We start from the raw sequence: 21934 nt of genomic DNA, 5'->3' as shown, positions 1-21934 counted from the left end.
CCGCAGGAGGAGGCTTGCTTTGAACGTGAGAATCGAACTATCACTCTAAGAAAACTTATCTACACTTTTCTTCGGAGGGTTTGAGTAGCCGATTGGGATGTTTTTGCGTTAGGATTGAGTTAGTGATTTGGATAACATCGAGCTCGGGCTGTGATTTAGATGTCTGAGCAGAAAATAGAGAAATATAGCAATTAGACAAGGTTGTCTATAGGCATTAACAGGGCATTTCTCGCTTTGTGTCGTGTTAAAAAATGCCTGCTGGTAGTAATCTGGCAGAGAAAAGGAGGTCATCCATATGGATCAAATCAAAATCGGAGTGTTCCTAAAAGAGCTTCGAAAAGAAAAAGATTTGACGCAGGAGCAATTGGCTGAAAAGCTGAATGTCTCTGGCAGAACAGTATCAAGATGGGAGACCGGCAGGAATATGCCAGATATAGGTCTGCTCATCGAGATAGCAGATTTTTATGATGTTAGTATTCCTGAGATTGTCAATGGAGAAAGGAAAAGCGAGAATATGAATCAAGAGACAAGAGATACTGCTATTAAAATGGCAGAATATGGACAAAACGAGATAAAGTACGGAAAACAAAAAGTGATTAGTTATCTGATGTCATTATTCGGTATATTCATCATTATTTCGGCCTTAGCGATATTCCCCAATGATAGCAGCTGGGGAAGTATTTATTCAATTATCGGAAGTATCATTTTAATAATTGGAGCTTACTTCATGATTAAATCTGTATTCGTAAAGAGAAGCTTACGTATATTGAGTGTTGTCGGATGTGCCATTCTATTATTTGCAATTTTTACTATTTCAGATTATCTTGCAGTCACTCAATTCAACCAGGTGCCCAGATTTAGTTATGAGAAATCATACAGTTCACTGAATCCAGATGAAATTGTTCATAAGACTTTATTTTTTAAAGCTGTTCAGAAAAATCCCGGAACGGAGTATGAACGAATTGAAATTGTAAAATAAGTTCAAAAAAAGATAAATCCCAGTTTGTATTAGACAAACCAAGGCTCCTCAACTACCATTATGGCGGCGAGGAGCCTTTTTATGCTTCGATTTTTGTATGGGAGACTTTAATATAAAGAAAAATTAAAGTAAAATACACACGAATTGATACTTCAAATATCATATACATAAAAGCAGTTGATATCGTAAAAAGTCTATACTATCTGCTTTTTCGTTTGTGAAAATACCATTCAGGACTGATTTTCGTTAAAATATACATGGCGATTTTCATAAATGATCCATATTCAAATATACTAGTGTATGATAGTAAGTTAGGAAACATGATGTTAGTGTAAAAAAAGCGGTTTTATCCCGCATTAATGGGTTGTAATGCTTCTACCTCAAAATTTAGCGAAAGCAAAGAAGTTAGGAAAGGAATCAATTGCCCATAAAAACCCAATTGGTTCAGGCTAATAAGATGTTGGTTCTTCAGGTGTCATAGGACATGGCGCCTTTAACCTGAGTTTCTCTAGTTCGGTGGAGGATGAAGAAACCCCAGTGATTAAAAGTTTCACTTTATATTTTTGACTGACAGATAGTTTAAAGTTGTATCAGTAATGAGAGGATTTGAGTTTGCAATGATTGATAATTTTTGGCGTGATTTACCACGACCATTTTTTATACTTGCGCCAATGGAAGATGTGACGGATGTTGTTTTTCGCCATGTAGTAAGTAAAGCAGGTCGACCGGATGTATTTTTTACAGAGTTTACAAACTCGGATAGCTATTGTCATCCTGAGGGAAAGAACAGTGTTCGGGGTCGTTTGTTGTTTACAGAAGATGAACAGCCAATGGTGGCACATATTTGGGGAGATAAGCCCGAATATTTCCGACAAATGAGTATTGGGATGAAAGAGCTAGGATTTAAAGGCCTTGATATTAATATGGGCTGCCCTGTACCGAATGTGGTATCGAGAGGGAAAGGTAGTGGACTTATTCTGCGTCCAGAAGTCGCAGCAGAACTTATTGAAGCAGCAAAAGCGGGTGGACTGCCTGTCAGTGTGAAAACACGACTTGGCTATTCGGATGTAAATGAATGGGAGGAGTGGCTAACGCATATTTTAAAACAGGATATCGCAAATCTTTCTATTCATTTACGTACAAGAAAGGAAATGAGCAAAGTAGAGGCACACTGGGAGCTGATTCCAGAAATCAAGAAATTACGTGATCGTGTGGCACCGAATACGCTACTAACCATCAACGGGGACATTCCTGATCGTGAAACAGGACTGAAACTTGTTCGTCAATATGGTGTGGATGGGGTTATGATTGGGCGCGGAATTTTTAAAAACCCATTTGCCTTTGAAAAAGAGCCGAAAGAGCATAGTAGTATGGAGTATCTCAATCTTCTAAGATATCATCTTGATCTTTATGACTACTATTTAGAAAAACTGCCACGTCCAATTACTGGGCTCCATCGTTTTTTCAAAATATATGTCAAAGGATTTCCTGGAGCAAGCATGTTAAGAAATCAATTGATGAACACAAAGTCAACGGATGAAGTACGTCAATTACTTGATCATTTTGAAAAAAAGTGTTGACAGGACAGGGACAGTAGAATGAGGTAATGCATAAAAATTAGAGGGAAAATGAATCCTATCAACTCATGTGTATTTATAATTTTACTATTAAATCGAAAAGGTAAAGTTAATTGATTCATGTTAAGAATCCTTCATTCCATATGATTAGGTAGAAAAATTCATTTTATCAGAAATAATCTTTATTTTATTTTGAAAAATGAAAAGCCAGTGAAATTTTACGACGAGTAAAACCTCACTGGCTTTTTTAATGTTTTAAAGGAGGGTTTTGTCCTAGCTGCAATTAAATTTTTTCATATTTAAAGAATATTAATTTATTGGTTTGTTTGTATTCTGTGGTTTTAACATAACTTAGCTTTTCGTAGAAATGGTGATTACGATAACTTAGATAAGGCGCATGCAAAGTAAATAATTCACTTTAATGCAAACTGTTTCAATGTACTTTATAGCTTATGAGTCTAAGCCGGAATTTTGTACATTTTAATTGAGAAACAATTCATCTTATTAAAATAGATTATCACAGGTTAATGGAGCAACAGATGAGTTGCTTCAAATTTTATTTGCATGTCACTAAATAATGATTTTAACGTTCAAAGAATAAAACGATACCTTGTAATAGCTTGGGATAAAGCCGATTATAGTGCTTACCAATCTGACATTTGCCATAATCTCTATGAAAAGCTATTAGAAATTGATACTATTGCTATAGGGGTAGATGTAATAGTTACTTTAAGATATTAGCCTTCTTAATATTACATTGGCTTAATTCTCTTGTATGGCTTTCATTTTTTTTAATGAGTAAGGATATGGAACTTTTCTGTGATGAAAGCGTATTAAAAGTATGCATGAAAACACAAAAAACTTATGTTAATCCATTGCTGTTGCTTGCTATCGGAAAGCGTATTTTAAGAGGAACTTCTCTAGCTTTTGACAAGGGAAATGTAAAGGGGAGGATTAAAAACGTGTTAAATTATAGAAAGCCAAAATTTTGGGTGATTGCTGTTACTTTAGTTGCAATTGTAGTACTTGTGGTTGCTCTAGTTACCAATTTAATTACAACTAAATCAGGTGATGACCCTCTTGTTTCTCAGTTTTTAAAAAATAAAACCGAGTATGTAGGCAATAACTCAAAAGTTGGAGGTATCATCTTTTTATTAACGTTCCCTAAAAACATCGATTACGATTACTTTGAGCTTTCTACTGATAGTGAGCCTTTTGCAATAACTGTAAATTTACAAACGGATACAGAGACTAGAAATTTTTATAGTGATGAAGCAAATCAACAACAGTTTGAAGTTAATGCTATCATTATGTTTGCCTTGATTGGAAACGTAGAATATATCAATTTTAACCTAAATGACGGGCTAACCTCCTATAATATGCAGTACACACGAGAATGGGCAAATGATCAATATGGAAAAGATGTGCGTGATTTTGCCATAAGCGAAGAAGAATTTAGTAAGCTGATTAAGGGTACATCTTATAATGGAAAATATAGAGATTAAAATGATATAGCACAACTTGTGGAAGAAAATCTTGCTATTATAATGTTGCAAAATTCGAATCAAGACATCTACACTTGGATTTTATAGTCCACTCTTATAGTAGTGATGTAAAATCGCGCCGAGCTTTTATAAATAGAATTTCATTTTTAAATCTTTTGCGCAGGAGTGTATCTGACGGTCATCTTGATTTTTGAGAGAGGTTATGAATGTTCTTGTTAATTCATTATTGGAAGTTGTGGCAGCGTCCCAGGTTGATACAAACGAAGTCCGGAACGCGCCACGCAAAGAAATGGTTATCATCATGAATTGGACACATGGCTAGGTACACTAGATTTGAAGATTCGAAAACCTCACAAAGGCAGTTACTATCCAAGTATGCCAAAACCCCGAAAACGTATAGAAAAACATTGCTCTCTGTTATCTAAGAAGCATATTTCATTGTATTTTGAATCAGTTAAATAATCCATTCGTTGGAATCACCGGGATCAAGTGATGGGAGGGTTCCAATAACGCCGAATACGCTGTCGGTTACTTCAATATTGGTAAGCGTCACATCACCAGTATTTGTTACGATGAATTTAAATTGCGGTGTTACTCCGTCTGGAAGCAACGGTCCTGGAGACGTATCGGCTTCCTGCCATGTTGCTCCATTATCTACCGAAACATATTTCTCAATGGTGATGGAAGGGATGACGCCAAACCAATATGTCGAATTGGTGTCAGAGAGAGTATTGCCGTCATATTCACCAGTTACCGTTGCGGCATTCACGTTTTGTCCAAGCACCCAGGTACCGACAATAATCCAACTAGCTGAATCTCCCGGTGGCAGAACGGGCATGGTCCCAACAAAACCGTATATATCGTCCGTTACTTGGACATTGGTTAAGGTTACGTCTCCCACATTAGTAACTGTAACTCTAAACAAAGGATTGGTCCCTATGGCAACATTTAATCCTGGAGGTGTATCCGCGTCATACCAGGTAATCCCGTTATCGTTAGATACCTCTTTTATTATATTAATTTCTGGCTGTGGAGCTTCTTCGCCGAACCAATATGCGACATCAGCATCGGATACTCCTTCGTCAGATGTTGCTGTTGCAATATTCATTTGATTCCCAAGTGCCCATGTACCAACAACTATTGTGGATGATGATTCACCGGGGGCTAAACTTGCGATTGGTCCAAGCACTAAGCCATAAACATTGTCATTTACTATAACATTGGTCAACGTGATATTGCCCGTATTAACAACTGTGAATTGAAATTGTGGATCTGTGCCTTGTGGTACAGGTGGGCCTACAGGAGCATTTGCTTCAAACCATGTGACCCCATTATCTGGTGAAACGTATTTGTCTACTTCAATGGACGGTGCGGCCGCTTCAACCCCAAACCAAAATGCCGTGTTCTCATGGGTAACCCCCTGATCACATGTTGCCGTCGCAATATTGGACTGCTGGCCAAGTGCCCATGTGCCGTTAATTGTTACTGTTTCCGATTCGCCGGGGTTCAAATCCGTTGGACCGATAACCGTTAAATAAACATTATCCGTCACGGTAACATTGGTCAACGTAACATTTCCTGTGTTTGTAACTGTAAATCGAAACTGCGGATTGTTGGGAAAAACTACATTCGGGCCTGGAAGCTTGTTTGCATCGAACCATGTAACCCCATTGTCTGGCGATACTTCCTTTTTCACGGTAATCGCCGGAAGTGCCGCTTCCACACCTACCCAATATGTCGAATTGGTGTCAGAGAAGGTATTGCCGTCATATTCACCAGTTGCCGTCGCGGTATTCACGTTTTGACCAAGTACCCATGTTCCATCGAAAATGAATTGGTCCGAAGCGGACTTCTCCAGTGTAGCTATTGTTCCAATTAAACCGTAAACATCGTCCGTAACTATAACATTGGTTAGTGTAGCAGTTCCATTATTTGTAACAGTGAAACGAAAACGCGGATTTGTGTTAGAAGGCACATCCGGTCCTGGGGCAGTATCTGCCGAGAACCATGTTACACCATTATCAGGCGAAACCTCTTTTTCTATCGAGATGGAAGCGATTTCAGTTAAGCATGACTGCGGATCAGGCAGAGTTCCTTCAAACAATTCATTATGACTTTCGGAAGTTCCCGTAAGAGAGTTAAAAATAATATTGCCATTAATTTGGCTAGATACGGTAGTTGCATCTGCAAATGGGGCCAATACCGAGCCATATATTGCGGTCGTACTATTAGTCCATGTTGCTGCTTGAGGAAAATTCCAAAGGATTAATCGTGCATCGCTTCGAGTTGCGGTTACTCCATTTCTAAAAATTTGGTAACTACCAAATGCAATGTTTGTTCCTATGACATTGATTAAAACTGTAGAACTTAGTGGAGCTACAATATTGATGCCATTCAACTGATTCAGTGACAATCCTGACCCTGCTACATCATTTGCATTTATTTCAAATATATTCAAATCTGGCTCGGTACCGGTTAGAGTTAATCCCCCAAAGCTTACACTTGCAGTACCAGTTGCCGTCAGATTGCCCCAAAAGGTACTTGCGCATTTTAAATAAGTTGCTTTCTCTGTAAAATTGATTGGATTCCCAGTTACAAAAGTACCGTTTGGGTTTCCCATAGTATAATTGATTACTGAACTAGATGCTCTTCTGATAGTATTGCCACTAAAATTCGAACCACTTGTAACATTTACATTACCGCCAATTACAAAAGAGGCATCCGTTCCAAAGGGTGGTAATGGTGAGATGGAAGCGCCTATTCCGTAGTTTTGCAAGGTAACATTACCTCCTACGGCTACTCTTCCTTCGGCATCTGTATTGCTCATATTCATATCTTGTATCACAAACACATTGTAAATGCCTATTGGTCCAAGGTTTACTGCCATTTTTCCATTCCCTCCTTTTCAACGAAAATCGAGCCAATAATCGTCATATTACGAACATCGTTGAGGTTATAGTGAAACCTTTTCTGAATGTTACTCCATTTAACAGGAGTGTTAATGCAGTTTAAATTCGTTGACATTATTACATTCCTCCCGTTGTATGATAATATGCACTGTCGCTGGCGTAGTAGGTGTTGCCTTCGAATACGGCCGTTACGCTTGCAGTATTAACGTGTATGCCAAGCTGTTCATAATTGATGAGATCCTCGAGTTGGAACTGAAGAAGTATCTGGGTTTTAATAGTATCTTTGAGCGTCTGATTCACCGAATTGTTGATTTTCAATAAATCATCAATTGTAGCGGGCTCTGGTGGGGTTTGCCCGTCAAGTGTTCCAAGGACATACTGAATCTTTTCAGCTTCGGCGTTGATGATATGAGACAATCCTAATTCTTCCAATGCTATGGACGCCAACAAAAGATTGATGACGCTATCTCGGTTAATATTGATATGTGGAGTTACATTAGGCATGTTTGGAAATGACATAATTGGACTCCTTTCTATTTGGTTTTTATATCACAAGATGTTTTTTCGACATTGGTTCAACGCTCAAAACTAAATGAATAACAAGGCGGTGCATATGTGTCTGCTTATCTACTCATTAAAATTTGCAATTACAAAGTTATGGCGTCCCGGTAGTCGTCGTTGTGGATGTCGAAATGGATAGCGTATCTTTCAACTTAAAATGAAGAAGCATTTGGTTTTTAATGACGTTTCTCAATGTTTGACTAACCGACTCATTGATTCCTAGAAGTTCATCAATCGTCGGGGGCGTAGTGGGGGGATTCTGTCCTCTGAGCGTTCCAAGGGCATACTGAATCTTTTCAGCTTCGGCGTTGATGATATGAGAAAGCCCCAGTTCCTCAAAGGCCACGGAAGCAAGCAAAAGATTGACAGAATCTTCAAGAGTGATACTGATGGTTGCATTTATGTTAGGTATATTGGGCATTGACATAGAGTAAATTCCTCCTTTCAAGTATTAATGCTTAATGATATCTCACGCTTTCAAACATAGAATCAAATCTATAACGATTATTAAAGCAGATGAGATATATGACACTCAGTGAAAGTGTTTATGCTATATTATGTCAATGTTGACTATGTGATTGTGCTGTCGTCTATCATGTAACAGTTTGACAAGTAAAGAAGTTTAATGATTAAAGGCATACTAGATTTAGATAAGAACTATTTATCAGAAAAAATAGTAAGTGATATGGCAAAAGGAAATGATGATTTTACTGATCTGTTTCATAATGAATTTAAGATGTTGACGGACATTGGAAATAAATATCGTATACGACATCATGAGATTGAAATAACTAAATTCCGTTATTATGACTATCTTTTTAATTGTTGTTTAGCACTAATTACACGAGCTATAAAATAGTTGAAGGACTATGTAATATTTTTAATAAAGAAAAATTCCGCAAAATCATAGATGTATCGTGAGGCTGAAATAAAAATCAAACTACATATTCTTGCATTTACAATGTGATGACATTACGAAAGATTTGGAAAGGAAATTCTTTAGATCAATTCCAATTTGTCAAGGAACTTATGAGCACAATGCATTTTGTTACAGATATAGTGGATATGTTTCTGGAAACGGATTCAAATGACATTCATTCTAAACTTCCGAAATATGATAAATGGTTTCCAAGAATGTGTGAGTATGGATTTGTGGAGGGTACGGACTTTTCGACATTTCTGTCGGAAAGTACAGGTGGAAGACCAGCTGTTGACCACCAAATAACAATTGATATGGCAAAAGAGCTATGCATGATACAGCGTACTCCAAAAGGAAAACAATGCCGCGGGTACTTTCTTGAAATTGAAAGACGATGGAACTCTCCAGAAGCAATCATGGCAAGGGCACTTCAGATTGCCAATCAACAGCTAACACAAGTAAGGAAACAAAATAAAGTGCTTGAAGGTACAGTTGCTGTTCAGAATCAGCAAATTGCAGAAATGAAACCGAAAGTGTCTTATTACGATGTGGTTTTAAATTGCAAAGACCTCATTTCCACATCAGCAATCGCCAAAGATTATGGTAAGTCAGCTATTTGGATGAACCGCTATCTTAATAAAAAGGGCATCCAATTTAAACAAGGCGGCATTTGGCTTTTATATCAGAAGTATGCGGAAAAAGGATACACCAGTACTAAGACACATAACTACCTTGGCAGTAACGGGCAACAGCATACAAAGGTCCATACATATTGGACACAAAAAGGCAGACTCTTCATTTACGAACTGATGAAGGCAGACGGTATTTTGCCTCAAATAGAAATGGAGGGTGTGTAATGGGAATCAACAAATTTAACCATGAAGGATACCATGACCCAACTCCCCATGAAGCACTGACCAACATAATGAGAAAGGAAAAGGCAGAGAAAAAATCTGCCTTTAAGCCGCTTGTATATATCTGTTCTCCCTATTCCGGTGATGTAGAAGAAAACGTTAAAAAGGCTCGTAGTTTTTGCAGGTTTGCCTTGGAAAGTAACTGTATTCCAATTGCTCCCCACCTTATGTTTCCACAGTTTATGGATGATGAAAATCCAGAGGAACGGGAGCTTGCCATATTTATGGACATTGTGCTCATGGGCAAATGTTCCGAGGTGTGGGTGCTGGGCAATACCATCTCAAACGGTATGGAGAGGGAAATTGAAGTCGCCAAGAAACGCAGACAAACGGTTAGATATTTTAGTCCGGAGCATGAGGAGGTCGAAAGTTTATGAAAATTGCAGTGGGCAATAGCCGGATGGATAGGAAGTGGAAAAACAAAGATATTTCATGGGAGGATTTTTGCTCCCGTGTAAAGACAACACAACGTACTACAGAAACGGTAGAGGAATATCGGAAACTTAAAAAAGGTCAACAAGATGATATCAAAGACGTGGGTGGCTTTGTCGGAGGACATTTAAAAGAAGGAAGGCGAAAGAAGGGCAATGTTCTATGTCGCTCTTTGCTTACCCTTGATATGGATTACGGTAGACCGGATATTTGGGAACAAATCTCAATACTTTTCGATTTCAAATGTTGTGTTTACTCCACCCATAAGCACACACCGGAAAATCCGAGACTCAGACTTATCGTTCCTCTTGCTCGTGAGATCAGTGAAGAAGAATATGCAGCCGTTGGACGTATGGTGGCAAAAGAAATTGGTATGGACCTTTTCGATGATACGACATATGAAGCACATCGCCTTATGTATTGGCCATCCACTTCCTCTAATGGTGAATTTGTCTACGAAGAGCAGGATGGAGCATTACTTGACCCGGATGTTTATCTTTCAAAATATCAAAACTGGCGGGATACATCAACTTGGCCGGTATCAAGCAGGCAGTCTGAAGTGATTAATCGAAGTCTGAAAGAACAAGCAGATCCGCTTTTAAAGGAAGGTGTGGTAGGAACATTCTGTCGTGCCTATTTCGTTCGTGAAGCTATAGAAAAATTCTTAGGTGCTGTTTATGCCCCCTCTGCTATGGAAGGACGGTACGATTATATTCCAGCTGACAGCAGTGCGGGTGTGATTATCTATGATGATAAATTTGCATACAGCCACCATGCCACAGACCCAGCAAGCAGCCTGCTCCTCAATGCTTTTGATCTTGTTCGTATTCATAAATTTGGTTCTTTAGATGATAAAGCTTCTACCACCACGGTTCCTGGTAAGATGCCATCTTTTGTGGCAATGTGCGAGTTTGCTATAAAAGATGAAGCGGTAAAAGCTGAGTTCGCAAAGGAAAGACAGGCTCAGGCTGAAGAGGAGTTTAGTGATGAGGATTGGCAGACAGCTTTGGAATTGGATAAGCAAGGCCGAATAAAAGACACATTGGATAACATCGTTCTGATTATTCGGCATGATGAGAATTTACAGCATATCGCTTTCAACTGCCACCGTGATGGGATTGATGCCAAAGGTGGTCTGCCTTGGGAACAGATCAAGGCTGGTTGGAATGATTCGGATAACGCGCTTCTTAAGGTGTACTTAAGCAGTAAATACGGAGTCTATTCCCCTACCAAGACCAAAGATGCTGTGTTAGCTGTAGCGTCAGAACGAGCCTACCATCCTGTTAAGGAATATCTGGACTCCCTGCCAAAATGGGATGGTATTAGCCGAGTAGATAATCTATTAATTGATTATTTCGGTGCAACAGATAATTCCTATACAAAAGCAGTCATACGCAAAACGATGGTTGCAGCGGTAGCCCGTATTTATAGACCAGGTACAAAGTTTGATAGTGTTCTTATCTTAAACGGTCCTCAAGGAATCGGTAAATCAACCTTCTTTGCTAAGCTTGCTGGAGACTGGTTTTCAGACAGTTTGACTATTACAGATATGAAGGATAAATCCGGGGCTGAGAAACTTCAGGGATATTGGTTGCTGGAACTAGGAGAGCTTGCTGGAATGCGTAAGACGGATGTGGAGGTTGTGAAGTCCTTTATTTCAAGGGCAGATGATAAGTACCGTGCAAGTTATGGGGTCAACGTCGAAAGCCATCCCCGTCAGTGTGTAATTGTAGGTTCAACGAATGCAGAAAGTGGATTTCTTCGAGATATTACGGGCAACCGCAGATTTTGGCCAGTCCGCATTAACGGTAACGGTAAAAAGAAAGCTTGGCAGATGACCAAAGAGGAAGTACAGCAGATTTGGGCAGAGGCACTAGTGCTATATGAGAAGGGCGAAAAACTCTACCTTGAAGGTGATGATGTATCCATGGCAACGAGTGAACAGGCAGATGCGATGGAAACAGATGAACGAGAAGGATTGGTTCGTACCTATCTGGATACGCTCTTGCCGGATGATTGGGATACGATGTCTTTGTACGAGCGTAGAAATTTCCTCGGCGGTAGCGAATTTGGCGGCGGCACCCGTGTTGGAACCGTAAAAAGGACCCTTGTCTGTAATATGGAAATTTGGTGTGAGTGTTTCGGTAAAGAGGCATCCATGCTAAAGCCTTCAGATTCCTATGCCATCGGTGCCATTATGAGAAAGATCAGTGAGTGGAACAAGTACACTGGGAACAAGAATGGTGTTGTGACGTTTCCTGTCTACGGAAAGCAACGAGCTTATTCCCGAGTCGAGGAACAACGCTAAGTTGTACCTTACCTTGTTCCCATACTCTTTCTTTCCCTAAAGCTAGTAATGATAAGGAAAATCAACGGTTCGGAACAAGTGGAACAAGAAGTATCCTATTTATTTATAAATAGTAAAAAGAAGTAATAGTAGCCTGTGCATACACGCATACGCGCGCGTATAGGAAAATTGGGTCAAAGTTGTTTTCTTGTTCCGAGCCTTTTTATATGGGAGGTATTTATGCTTGAAAAATATATCGAAAAGAAACTGGTGGCTGAGGTAAAAAAGATAGGAGGTATTGCGGCGAAGTTTGTTAGTCCAGGTTTAGATGGAATGCCAGACCGTCTTGTGCTTTTACCATATGGGAAGATGGCTTTTGTGGAATTAAAGGCTCCCGGAAAGAAACCTCGTCCGTTACAGATTAGAAGAATAAAGCAATTACAGAAGTTAGGCTTTACCTGCTATGTCATTGATGATGTTAAGCAGATTGGAGGGATACTGGGTGAAATACAATCCTCATAAATATCAGACCTATGCAACGAACTTCATACTTGAGCATCCCATCGCTGCGGTGTTTTTAGAAATGGGTCTTGGCAAAAGCGTCATTACTCTAACAGCTATATTTGATTTATGTCTTGATAGTTTTGAAATTGGAAAGGTTCTGGTCATTGCTCCACTTCGAGTAGCAAGGGATACTTGGCCAGCTGAGATAAATAAGTGGGAGCATTTAAAAGGACTGGAGTTTTCGGTAGCCATCGGCACAGAACAGGAGCGATTGGCGGCTCTTAGAAAACCTGCAAGTGTCTATCTTATAAATAGAGAAAATGTTGACTGGTTGGTAAACAAAAGTGGCATCCCTTTTGATTATGACATGGTGGTAATCGATGAGCTATCATCCTTTAAGTCCTATGGTGCCAAAAGATTTAAAAGTCTACTAAAAGTAAGACCAAGGGCAAAACGGATTGTAGGTCTTACAGGCACACCTTCTAGTAATGGGCTAATGGATTTGTGGGCGGAGTTTCGTATTCTTGACATGGGTAAAAGACTCGGCAGGTACATCACTCACTACCGGAATTCCTTTTTTACACCAGATAAACGCAATCAGCAGATCGTGTTTTCATATAAACCATTGCCAGGTGCTGAAGATGCCATATATCGGCTCATTTCGGATATCACCATTTCCATGAAATCAGTGGATTTTCTGAAAATGCCAGAGTGCATGATCAATGAAGTGCCTGTGTATCTAAATGACAAGGAACAATCCGTATATGATCACTTTCGTGAAGAGATGGTTTTTGAATTTGCTGATGAGGAGATTGATGCCATGAATGCAGCCGTCCTTTCAGGTAAACTTCTGCAAATGGCAAACGGTGCTATCTATGATGATGATAAAAACTCTCATATTATCCATGACCGCAAGCTAGATGCTCTTGAGGATTTAATTGAAGGTGCTAACGGAAAACCTGTGCTTATTGCCTATTGGTATAATCACGATTTAGAGCGTATTAAGGCAAAATTCAATGTCAGAGAAATTAAAACTTCCAAGGATATCAAGGATTGGAACAACGGCGATATTTCTGTAGCGGTTATTCATCCTGCATCAGCGGGACACGGTCTCAACTTACAAAGTGGAGGTTCAACGCTTATCTGGTTTGGACTTACTTGGAGTCTAGAACTCTATCAGCAAACAAATGCGAGACTTTGGAGACAAGGTCAAAATGAGACAGTGGTTATTCATCACATTATTACTAAAGGCACGATTGATGAAGATGTTATGAATGCCTTGAGACGAAAGGAAAAGACACAATCCGATCTTATTAATGCGGTCAAAGCAAATCTTGGGAAAGCAAGGGATGCTGTATGATGGATGCATTTGAAAAACTGGCAAATGCCATTATTCTACAGGCAGTCAAGGATTATCGTTTTGCACTGAAAAGACTAGCAAAACACCCTCGCAATGATTCTGCTTTATATACAAAACGTGAGGTTGAGTGCTTCTTTCATTCTGGATTGTTCAATGTCCTCACCTCCCTAAACCCTGACATGTTAATTCAACAGCTACAAGAGGAGGTGGTGCGATGATGACGGCTAAGGAATTCTTAAAACAGGCCTATCGTCTGAATGAATTGATTAATTCCGACCTTGAAGAATTACAAAACTTAAGGGAACTATCAAGAAGTGTTTCATCCCCCGTTCTTGAGGAAAAAGTCAGTCGAACCAAGTGTACTGACCCACCCTTTGAAAAGTATGTGATTAGAATAGTAGATTTGGAGCAACAGATACAACAAGAGGTTGAACGGCTAGTAAAGCTTAAATCAGATATCCGTGAAGCGATTAACCAGATGGAAAACGTAGATGAGAAGCTGATTCTTCGCTACCGATACATTAACTTTCTTAACTGGGAAGAAATCTGTGTTAACCTTAATGTTTCTATGAGAACCGTGCATAGACTCCATTCATCCGCTTTGCAACATTTAAAGGTACCTAAATAAAAGTTGGCACACCGTGGCATAGTTTGGCATACGGTGACACTGTTTGTCCGTAGTGAAAGTTATATAATGGTAGTATGGAATATTAGCAAACAGAAGCCTTCACGGGAGCATTTCTCCTGCGAGGGCTTTTTCTATGGGCAAAAGGAGGTGCAGTATGCCAAAGAAACCTAATCGACCGTGCTCTTACCCTGGTTGCCCAGAGCTAACCGACAAGCGCTTTTGTGAAGAGCATGGCAAGAAGGAAGCGGCACGATATGAGAAGTATGACCGTGACCCAGCAACCCGTAAGCGTTATGGTCGTGCTTGGAAAAGGATACGTGACCGCTACATTGAAGCTCATCCTCTTTGTGAGGAATGTAAACGACAAGGAAAGCTGACCCCAGCAAATGAAGTCCATCACATTCTTCCTCTTGCAAGAGGAGGGACTCACGATAGAAGTAATCTGATGGCTCTTTGTACTCCTTGCCACTCTGCAATCACGGCAAGAGATGGAGACCGTTGGGGAACCCGGTAGGGGGAGTCAAATCTCCACAGCTTTTCTTTTGTGTAACGGGCGTGGGGCAACGCGTGAAAATTCGCGGTATCAAACAGGGTAATAGGCCCATCGACGAAAAGAGGTGAGTGAATGGCCAAAGATGGAACAAATCGTGGCGGCGCCCGTATAGGCTCCGGTCAAAAAAAGAAACCACTTGCTGACAAAATTGCAGAGGGGAATCCTGGTAAGAGAAAGCTTGAAGTCGTTGAGTTCCAAAATACCGCTGACCTGAAGGGGCAAGAAATGCCAAAGCCAATGGCCATGCTCTCCGCAGTGCAAAAGGATGGAAAAACCCTAGTAGCGAGTGAAATCTATGAAATTACATGGAAATGGCTTGAGGAGCGAGGCTGTGCCCATTTGGTACTTCCACAGCTTCTAGAGCGATATGCCATGAGTGCGGCCAGATGGATACAGTGTGAGGAAGCAGTAACCGAGTTTGGCTTTCTAGCCAAGCACCCAACCACCGGCAATGCAATTCAAAGTCCTTATGTAGTGATGAGTCAGAACTTTATGAGCCAGACAAACAGGCTATGGATGGAGATATATCAAATCGTTCGAGAGAATTGTGCTACAGAGTATTCTGGTTTAAATCCACAGGACGACGTGATGGAGCGACTGCTATCTGCCCGCAGAGGAAAATAAAGATGAGGAGATATGATGTAATGAGTAAAAGATATTTAACAGCCGAAAGTGTATGTGCTGGACATCCTGACAAACTATGCGACATCATAGCAGATAGCATTTTGGAAGCTTGCCTACGTAAAGACAAAGCATCACGTGTCGCTTGTGAGGTAATGGCAACCAAAGGGAAAATTATCGTGGCGGGCGAAATCTCCTGCAGCGAGAAAATAGACATCCGATACATTGTTAGGAATGTCCTTAAAGAGATTGGATACAACCCTCTTAGATTCTTAATTTATGTATTTGTACACAAACAAAGTGTAGATATTGCAACTGGCGTGGATACTGCACTGGAAGCAAGAAATGGAATAAATGAACAGTATGGTTCGATAGGTGCTGGAGACCAAGGAACTGTGTATGGCTATGCTACAAAGGAAACAGGAGAAATGCTTCCCCTACCCCTTATACTATCTCACAGGATTGTAAAGAGACTGGATGATTGCCGAAAAGGGAAACTGATAAAAGGTATCCACCCAGATGGTAAAGCACAGGTGACGGTGGAATATGAAGGGGACACTCCAGTGCGAATAAAGACTATCGTGATATCGGTACAGCATGATAAGAATAAAACACAGGAAGAACTAAAGACAGATATCCTTAACAATGTCCTATGGCAGTGCTTTGAGGACTTCCCATTTGATGATGAAACAGAAATTCTCATTAACCCCTCTGGTAGATTTGTCGAAGGTGGTCCCGCTGCCGATACAGGCTTAACTGGTAGAAAAGTTATGGTTGATACCTATGGAGGACTTGCATCTCATGGAGGAGGCGCACTTAGTGGTAAAGACCCCACCAAAGTTGACCGAAGCGGTGCCTATATGGCTCGGTACATTGCAAAGCATATCGTCTGGTGTGGATATGCAAAGAGATGTGAAGTTAGTATATCCTATGCCATTGGTAAGGCAAATCCTGTAGCCTTTTCTGTAAATACTCTTGGCACAGGTATTGTTTCTGACGAAATATTAACTCTTGCTGCACAGGAGATTTTCAATTTAAGACCTGCGGCAATCATAGAGAAGTTGCGTCTAAGGAATGTGATTTACTCTGATACAGCTGTTTATGGTCACTTTAATAGTTGTCTATTCCCGTGGGAGGATGTAAATAAGTACAATGAATTTAGAAAGGCGGTGGAAAAGTATGTTGATAGAGAAGATAAAAACTAAACACCTCATCCCCGCTGAATATAACCCAAGGAAGGATTTAAAACCGGGTGATCCTGAATATGAGAAACTTAAACGCTCCCTTGAGGAGTTTGGATATGTAGAACCCGTAATATGGAATAAGACCACAGGCAGAGTCATCGGAGGTCATCAGCGTTTGAAAATCCTGCTGAGTATGGGCATGGATGAGATAGAATGCGTAGTTGTTGAAATGGATGAGCAAAAGGAGAAGGCGCTGAACATTGCACTAAATAAAATTAGTGGTGATTGGGATAAAGACAAATTAGCACTTCTCATCACGGACTTAAATGCTTCAGACTTTGATGTGTCTTTGACAGGTTTTGACCCGGGAGAGTTGGAGGATCTTTTCAAGGATTCCCTTAAGGATAATATAAAAGAAGATGATTTCGATGTAGACAGCGAGCTGAAAAAGCCCGCTGTTTCGCATTTAGGGGATGTGGTATGTCAACACTAAACTAGACAACTTTTTTAAGGTGTTCATTTTTATATTCAATAGGGCTTAAATACCCAAGTGTTCCGTGAATTCTGATATGATTAAACCAATGAACATAATCATCTAATTCTAATTTCAACCGTTCTAAATTTTCAAAATGTTTCCCTTTGACAAACTCTGTCTTAATAATTTTAAAGGTGGCTTCAGCTACCGCATTATCATACGGACAACCTTTCATACTCAATGAACGCTTTATTTTAAATGTTTCTAATGCTTCATCAATCATCCTGTTTTTAAACTCATTTCCTCGGTCCGTGTGAAACAATTGAATTTGCCGTAAATCAGCTTTTATAGTCGATAAGGCTTGATATACTAGGCCTGCGTTTTTATGAGGCCCAGCACTGTGACCAATAATTTCACGATTATAAAGATCAACAAATAAACATATGTAATGCCATCGATTTTCGACTCTTACGTATGTTAAATCACTCACTACCACAGATAATTCATTTTGTTGATTGAATTCCCTATTTAACTCGTTTTTAGCTTTTGATTCATTACATTTATCTACATGAGGCTTAAATTGAGCGACTGTATATTTAGATACTAGCCCATTCTTTTTCATAATTCTGCCAATACGTCGTCTGGATGCAACTATGCCAAGCTTTTTTAATTCATGTTTAATTTTGCGTGTGCCATAGTTTTGGCGACTTTTATTGAATATATCAATTATGGCAAATGCGAGTTCATCTTCTGATTTTGATTGCTCTTTTGCTTCGTAATAATAGGTACTTCTTGGGAGTTGTAGGACGTCACACATTGCTGATATCGAGTATTTGTGTCGGTTATTTTTGATCACATTTACTTTCGTCCTAGTATCAGCGCAGCTTGCTTTAAAATATCATTTTCCATCAATAAACGTTGGTTTTCTTTACGAAGTTTGATCAACTCTGTTTGTTCTGGTGTCCTATTATCCTTCTCTTTAAACGAACCAGATGTTTTGCTTTGTTTAATCCATTTGTCCAATGCCGAAGGCGTTAAATCGTATTCACTAATGATATCTTTTCTGGGCTTTCCGCTTTCGTATAACTTGACCATTTGAGCTTTAAATTCGGAAGTAAAAGTTCTTCTTTCTCTCATGTAAGTCTCTCCTTAACTAAATAGGGGTAACGTAGACTGCAACAACAGTGGAATAATGCCGAAACTTGACATGGAGCCTCTGCGGACATGCTTTCCCGACCAGGAAGCCAGCTGATAAGTACACCTGGCCCCGCCGACAAGGCTAGCATACCCGCTTCTCCACGTAAAGTTTCTAGAATGGATCTCTTATGACAGTAAGCAGTATGCCCAAATTTGGTGGTTAGTCTACTTGACCTTATTTTTATTGTCCAGTTAAGTGTAGCCGATTCAGCTCCTTGACGACATCCAACTACAAATCACTTTCTGGAACTATCATTGCTTTTAAACATAATTGTTTATAATGTTCTGCTTTAAAGCTACCTGCACCCCTTGTAATAAGATAGTCTGTGTGATGTTCTCCTAGTTCCAGACATTTATCAAATGAAGCTATTGCAGCTGGATAATTTTTTATTTGAAATAAAAAAAGCCCTTTTAAAAAATGAAGATCTACATAATCCGGATAAAGAAGAAGAGCCTTATCAATACTAAAACTAGCAACTTCATAGCTCTTCGTCTCAAATAAAATATCATATTTCAAACGGTATAAAAGAGCAGGAGGTGTATATCCTTGCTGTAAAAATCCTAAGATTGATTTATTTATATAGTTAAAAGCTGTTTGATATTCTTTTAATCGATAAAATTCACTAGCTAAATGATATTCAATCCAAGGACTATGAGAACTGTCTTGAAATTCTTTAAAAAGGACCTGTAAATTCCTTCGAGATTTATTTCGTTGGTCTGTAATTTTTTTGAAATAACCATAATGATAAATTTCAGTATCAATACTTACTATATCATGAGATGATTCGAGTGATTGGGGTAGTTGGAGTGTTTCGTGAATTCGATTAGTAAATCGAATACCTACATGATTACGAAATAGTCGTGGCTGGTAATAGATAAAAGCATCTTCTTCTTGAATGGGTAGAGATTGACCGTAATAATTAACAATAGGCATATAAATCATTAACGCATTCGTTTGTTGTATTGCATCTTGTATTAATTTCGATTTTTGAACTTCCAATTTTTCATCAGCATCTAACCATAATATCCAATTACCACTAGCCTTTGATAAACCATAGTTACGGGCTTCTGCAAAATGATCATTCCATTCATAAGAAAAGATAGAAGCATTATAGTTCTTACAAATGTTAATCGTTTGATCGCTTGAGCCCGTATCCACAATAATAATCTCATTAACTAACTTTTGAACACTTTGTAAACATTGTTCAATAAAATCTTCCTCGTTTTTAACAATCATACAGAGTGAGATTGTCTGCGATGTCATTTAATCATCCCATCCGTTATAATTAATGATTCGGTGGTTTCCAAGGAGGAGAAGGTTCTTTCAAAATAATGATTTTAACAGTGGAAGCAGGGTAATAGTTCAGAATCTGAGAGATAATATTGTTGCATAACAATTGATTATCTGAATGGACAAAATGATGTTGCTTAATCAGGTGCTGTAATTTTTTTATTAATAAATAAGTATTATTACTTTCAATTGAATAGTAGGTAAAATGATCATCTGATAAAGGTATTACCTGATTATAGAGATAATGCCGATAATTCATATACATGTGCAGCTTTTCAATTAGGAGTAAAGATTGAATAATTTGTTTTTCAGTTAAATTTTTTTTTTTGAAGAAATTGCATAGGAATAAACAAAAAAATATTTTATTATCAATTTAATAAATGACTGTATGAAATGGTAATGATTTTCTACCGTTTTCATGACTTTCTTTTCATCGAAACTATGATTTGTTTGCAATGATTCAACTCCTCTCCTAAACGTTTCCTCTCGATTCATATCAATGATGGAAAGGCGTTACAGGCGCTTAATTCTAGCATTCTTTATTCTTTTCTTTACTTTGACACTTTGAACAAATACAAGGAATCACCTTTGTATCCTTACAGATATTATTTTTTTGTTTATCACATTTTTTAGAACATTTGTCTTTATCTTTCGAATCGCATTTTTCATGACATGCCTCATCATCAATTGAAATAACTTCTTCTAACTTAAATTGAAGTAATGTTTGAGAACTGACAATCGATCGCAGCATCTTATTGACGCTTGCATTTAATTTTATATAATCCTCAACGTTACAAGGATCCTTTTTTAAGAAATGTTGTATTTTTTCCCCTTCTGCATTCAAAATATGGGATAAACCAATCTCCTCTAATGCAATGGATGCAAGCAATAAATTGATCGTTTCACAACGGGTTAGTGAGATTTTTGGAGTAATGTTAGGAATAGTAGGTAATGACATATAGATCCTCCAATCCATTTTTGCCTTTATCAAATGACTAGGACGTTCTTTATAATATATGAGTTATGAAATAATTGGTTCCTAGTTATTTGAAATTAGAGTGGATATAAAACAGTTTAAGAAATCACTTTTTTATCGAAAAACTATATGCTTCTCAGACGAATTAGTGTTATGTAATAAGACAAGTGGTATGTCAACACTAGACTAGACAATTTTTTTAAGGTGTTCTATTTTGTATTCAATTGGGCTTAAATACCCCAGTGATCCGTGAATTCTTATATGATTAAACCAATGAACATAATCTTCTAATTCCAACTTTAACTGTTCTAAACTTTCAAAATATTTACCTTTTACAAATTCTGTCTTAATAATTTTAAATGTGGCTTCGGCTACTGCGTTATCATATGGGCAACCTTTCATGCTTAACGACCGTTTAATCTCGAATGTATCTAAAGCTTCATCGATTGTCTTGTTTTTAAACTCGTTTCCTCGGTCTGTGTGAAATAGTTGAATTTGTCTTAAATCAGCTTTAATCGTTGATAAGGCTTGGTAGACTAGTCCAGCATCTTTATTAGGACCGGCACTATGTCCAACAATTTCTCTATTGTAAAGATCAACAAATAGACATATGTAATGCCAATTTTTTTGGACCCTTACGTATGTTAAATCACTGACTACAACCGTTAATTCCTTTTGTTGATCAAATTCCCTATTCAACACATTTTCAACTTTAGATTCATTACATTTATCCACATGTGGCTTAAACTGGCCAACTGTATAGTTTGATACTAGCCCATTTTCTTTCATGATTCGGCCAATACGTCTTCTGGATGCAATTTTACCGAGTTTTTCCAACTCATGTTTTATCTTACGAGTGCCATAGTTCTGGCGGCTTTTATGAAAAATATCGATGATGGTAACAGTAAGTTCATCATCTGATTTAGATTGCTCTTTTGCTTCATAATAATAGGTACTTCTTGGGAGTTGTAGGACGTCGCACATTGCTGATATCGAGTATTTGTGACGATTATTTTTAATCACATTTACTTTCGTCCTAGTATCAGCTTGTTTTTGGCAAGT

The 21934-nt window shown here is 38.7% G+C and carries 22 protein-coding genes and 1 pseudogene; 15 read left to right on the top strand and 8 right to left on the bottom strand.

Annotated features, from left to right (window positions below; all coding sequences use genetic code 11):
• Positions 1 to 295 precede the first annotated feature (295 nt).
• From BMSHG_RS14415 to BMSHG_RS29455, 4 genes and pseudogenes are all read left to right on the top strand, one after another.
• Positions 296 to 979, top strand: coding sequence for a helix-turn-helix domain-containing protein (locus BMSHG_RS14415; protein ID WP_019155151.1), 684 nt, complete (start codon positions 296 to 298; stop codon positions 977 to 979).
• A 617-nt stretch (positions 980 to 1596) separates the two neighbouring features.
• A complete protein-coding gene (locus BMSHG_RS14410; protein WP_028988130.1) occupies positions 1597 to 2559 on the top strand; it encodes a tRNA dihydrouridine synthase in 963 nt (320 codons plus the stop codon).
• 731 nt (positions 2560 to 3290) lie between these two features.
• On the top strand, positions 3291 to 4061 hold the full coding sequence (locus BMSHG_RS26245) for a DUF4825 domain-containing protein (protein WP_316245673.1): 771 nt from the start codon (positions 3291 to 3293) through the stop codon (positions 4059 to 4061).
• Between the two features lie 267 nt (positions 4062 to 4328).
• Positions 4329 to 4523, top strand: a pseudogene (locus tag BMSHG_RS29455) (transposase); the annotation flags it as partial.
• Here BMSHG_RS29455 and BMSHG_RS14390 read toward each other — a convergent pair.
• The 4 genes from BMSHG_RS14390 to BMSHG_RS14375 all read right to left on the bottom strand — a co-directional run bounded on the left by BMSHG_RS14390 (position 4516) and on the right by BMSHG_RS14375 (position 7958).
• Entirely contained in the window at positions 4516 to 6948 is a 2433-nt protein-coding gene (locus tag BMSHG_RS14390; RefSeq protein ID WP_019155146.1) for a choice-of-anchor A family protein, read from the bottom strand. The pseudogene BMSHG_RS29455 and the gene BMSHG_RS14390 overlap by 8 nt on opposite strands.
• Positions 6939 to 7085 (bottom strand): hypothetical protein, encoded by a 147-nt coding sequence (locus BMSHG_RS28250; RefSeq protein WP_019155145.1) that lies wholly within the window; start codon positions 7083 to 7085, stop codon positions 6939 to 6941. Before BMSHG_RS28250 ends, BMSHG_RS14390 begins: the two co-directional genes overlap by 10 nt.
• A 2-nt stretch (positions 7086 to 7087) precedes the next feature.
• Complete coding sequence (locus BMSHG_RS26240) at positions 7088 to 7489, bottom strand: hypothetical protein (protein WP_019155144.1); 402 nt, start codon at positions 7487 to 7489, stop codon at positions 7088 to 7090.
• Between the two features lie 136 nt (positions 7490 to 7625).
• The gene (locus BMSHG_RS14375) at positions 7626 to 7958 is read right to left on the bottom strand and encodes a hypothetical protein (protein WP_019155143.1); all 333 of its coding nucleotides are present in this window, start codon (positions 7956 to 7958) and stop codon (positions 7626 to 7628) included.
• A 611-nt stretch (positions 7959 to 8569) separates the two neighbouring features.
• On the opposite strand from BMSHG_RS14375, the gene BMSHG_RS14365 reads away from it, so the two are divergent.
• From BMSHG_RS14365 to BMSHG_RS14310, 11 genes are all read left to right on the top strand, one after another.
• On the top strand, positions 8570 to 9307 hold the full coding sequence (locus tag BMSHG_RS14365; RefSeq protein ID WP_019155141.1) for a phage antirepressor Ant: 738 nt from the start codon (positions 8570 to 8572) through the stop codon (positions 9305 to 9307).
• Positions 9307 to 9741: a DUF7768 domain-containing protein gene (locus tag BMSHG_RS14360; protein ID WP_019155140.1), complete on the top strand. Its 435-nt coding sequence runs from the start codon at positions 9307 to 9309 to the stop codon at positions 9739 to 9741. Before BMSHG_RS14365 ends, BMSHG_RS14360 begins: the two co-directional genes overlap by 1 nt.
• On the top strand, positions 9738 to 12104 hold the full coding sequence (locus BMSHG_RS26235) for a virulence-associated E family protein (protein WP_019155139.1): 2367 nt from the start codon (positions 9738 to 9740) through the stop codon (positions 12102 to 12104). Before BMSHG_RS14360 ends, BMSHG_RS26235 begins: the two co-directional genes overlap by 4 nt.
• Before the next feature lie 219 nt (positions 12105 to 12323).
• Complete coding sequence (locus BMSHG_RS14345) at positions 12324 to 12605, top strand: VRR-NUC domain-containing protein (RefSeq protein ID WP_019155138.1); 282 nt, start codon at positions 12324 to 12326, stop codon at positions 12603 to 12605.
• Complete coding sequence (locus BMSHG_RS14340; RefSeq protein ID WP_019155137.1) at positions 12586 to 13947, top strand: DEAD/DEAH box helicase; 1362 nt, start codon at positions 12586 to 12588, stop codon at positions 13945 to 13947. Before BMSHG_RS14345 ends, BMSHG_RS14340 begins: the two co-directional genes overlap by 20 nt.
• Complete coding sequence (locus BMSHG_RS14335) at positions 13944 to 14165, top strand: hypothetical protein (RefSeq protein ID WP_015926212.1); 222 nt, start codon at positions 13944 to 13946, stop codon at positions 14163 to 14165. The genes BMSHG_RS14340 and BMSHG_RS14335 overlap by 4 nt, the downstream gene beginning before the upstream one ends.
• Positions 14162 to 14575 (top strand): DUF1492 domain-containing protein, encoded by a 414-nt coding sequence (locus BMSHG_RS14330; protein WP_000987998.1) that lies wholly within the window; start codon positions 14162 to 14164, stop codon positions 14573 to 14575. The genes BMSHG_RS14335 and BMSHG_RS14330 overlap by 4 nt, the downstream gene beginning before the upstream one ends.
• Before the next feature lie 154 nt (positions 14576 to 14729).
• Positions 14730 to 15089 carry an HNH endonuclease gene (locus tag BMSHG_RS14325; protein WP_019155135.1) on the top strand — a complete coding sequence of 120 codons (360 nt, stop codon included), beginning with the start codon at positions 14730 to 14732 and terminating at the stop codon, positions 15087 to 15089.
• Positions 15090 to 15200: 111 nt separating this feature from the next.
• The gene (locus BMSHG_RS14320; protein ID WP_019155134.1) at positions 15201 to 15752 is read left to right on the top strand and encodes a P27 family phage terminase small subunit; all 552 of its coding nucleotides are present in this window, start codon (positions 15201 to 15203) and stop codon (positions 15750 to 15752) included.
• 20 nt (positions 15753 to 15772) lie between these two features.
• Positions 15773 to 16954, top strand: a complete 1182-nt coding sequence (gene metK, locus BMSHG_RS14315; protein ID WP_019155133.1) for a methionine adenosyltransferase — start codon at positions 15773 to 15775, stop codon at positions 16952 to 16954.
• Complete coding sequence (locus tag BMSHG_RS14310) at positions 16929 to 17426, top strand: ParB N-terminal domain-containing protein (RefSeq protein ID WP_019155132.1); 498 nt, start codon at positions 16929 to 16931, stop codon at positions 17424 to 17426. The genes metK and BMSHG_RS14310 overlap by 26 nt, the downstream gene beginning before the upstream one ends.
• Before the next feature lies 1 nt (position 17427).
• On the opposite strand, the gene BMSHG_RS14305 is transcribed toward BMSHG_RS14310, so the two are convergent.
• The 4 genes from BMSHG_RS14305 to BMSHG_RS14280 all read right to left on the bottom strand — a co-directional run.
• Positions 17428 to 18545 (bottom strand): IS3 family transposase gene (locus BMSHG_RS14305; RefSeq protein ID WP_087946637.1). Its coding sequence is split into 2 segments (ribosomal slippage): positions 17428 to 18302 and positions 18302 to 18545, totalling 1119 coding nucleotides; the frame shifts between segments, so codons are not numbered across the junction.
• Positions 18546 to 18834: 289 nt separating this feature from the next.
• Complete coding sequence (locus BMSHG_RS14295) at positions 18835 to 19869, bottom strand: glycosyltransferase family 2 protein (RefSeq protein ID WP_026073465.1); 1035 nt, start codon at positions 19867 to 19869, stop codon at positions 18835 to 18837.
• Between the two features lie 556 nt (positions 19870 to 20425).
• Entirely contained in the window at positions 20426 to 20854 is a 429-nt protein-coding gene (locus BMSHG_RS28820) for a hypothetical protein (protein ID WP_019155127.1), read from the bottom strand.
• Between the two features lie 204 nt (positions 20855 to 21058).
• The coding region (locus BMSHG_RS14280; RefSeq protein WP_148346960.1) for an IS3 family transposase at positions 21059 to 21934 on the bottom strand (876 nt) is incomplete at its 5' end.

Source organism: Robertmurraya massiliosenegalensis JC6, assembly GCF_000311725.1.
In the GTDB taxonomy this organism is placed as follows: Bacteria; Bacillota; Bacilli; order Bacillales; family Cytobacillaceae; genus Robertmurraya; species Robertmurraya massiliosenegalensis.
This window is presented reverse-complemented; position numbering and strand designations above follow the sequence as displayed.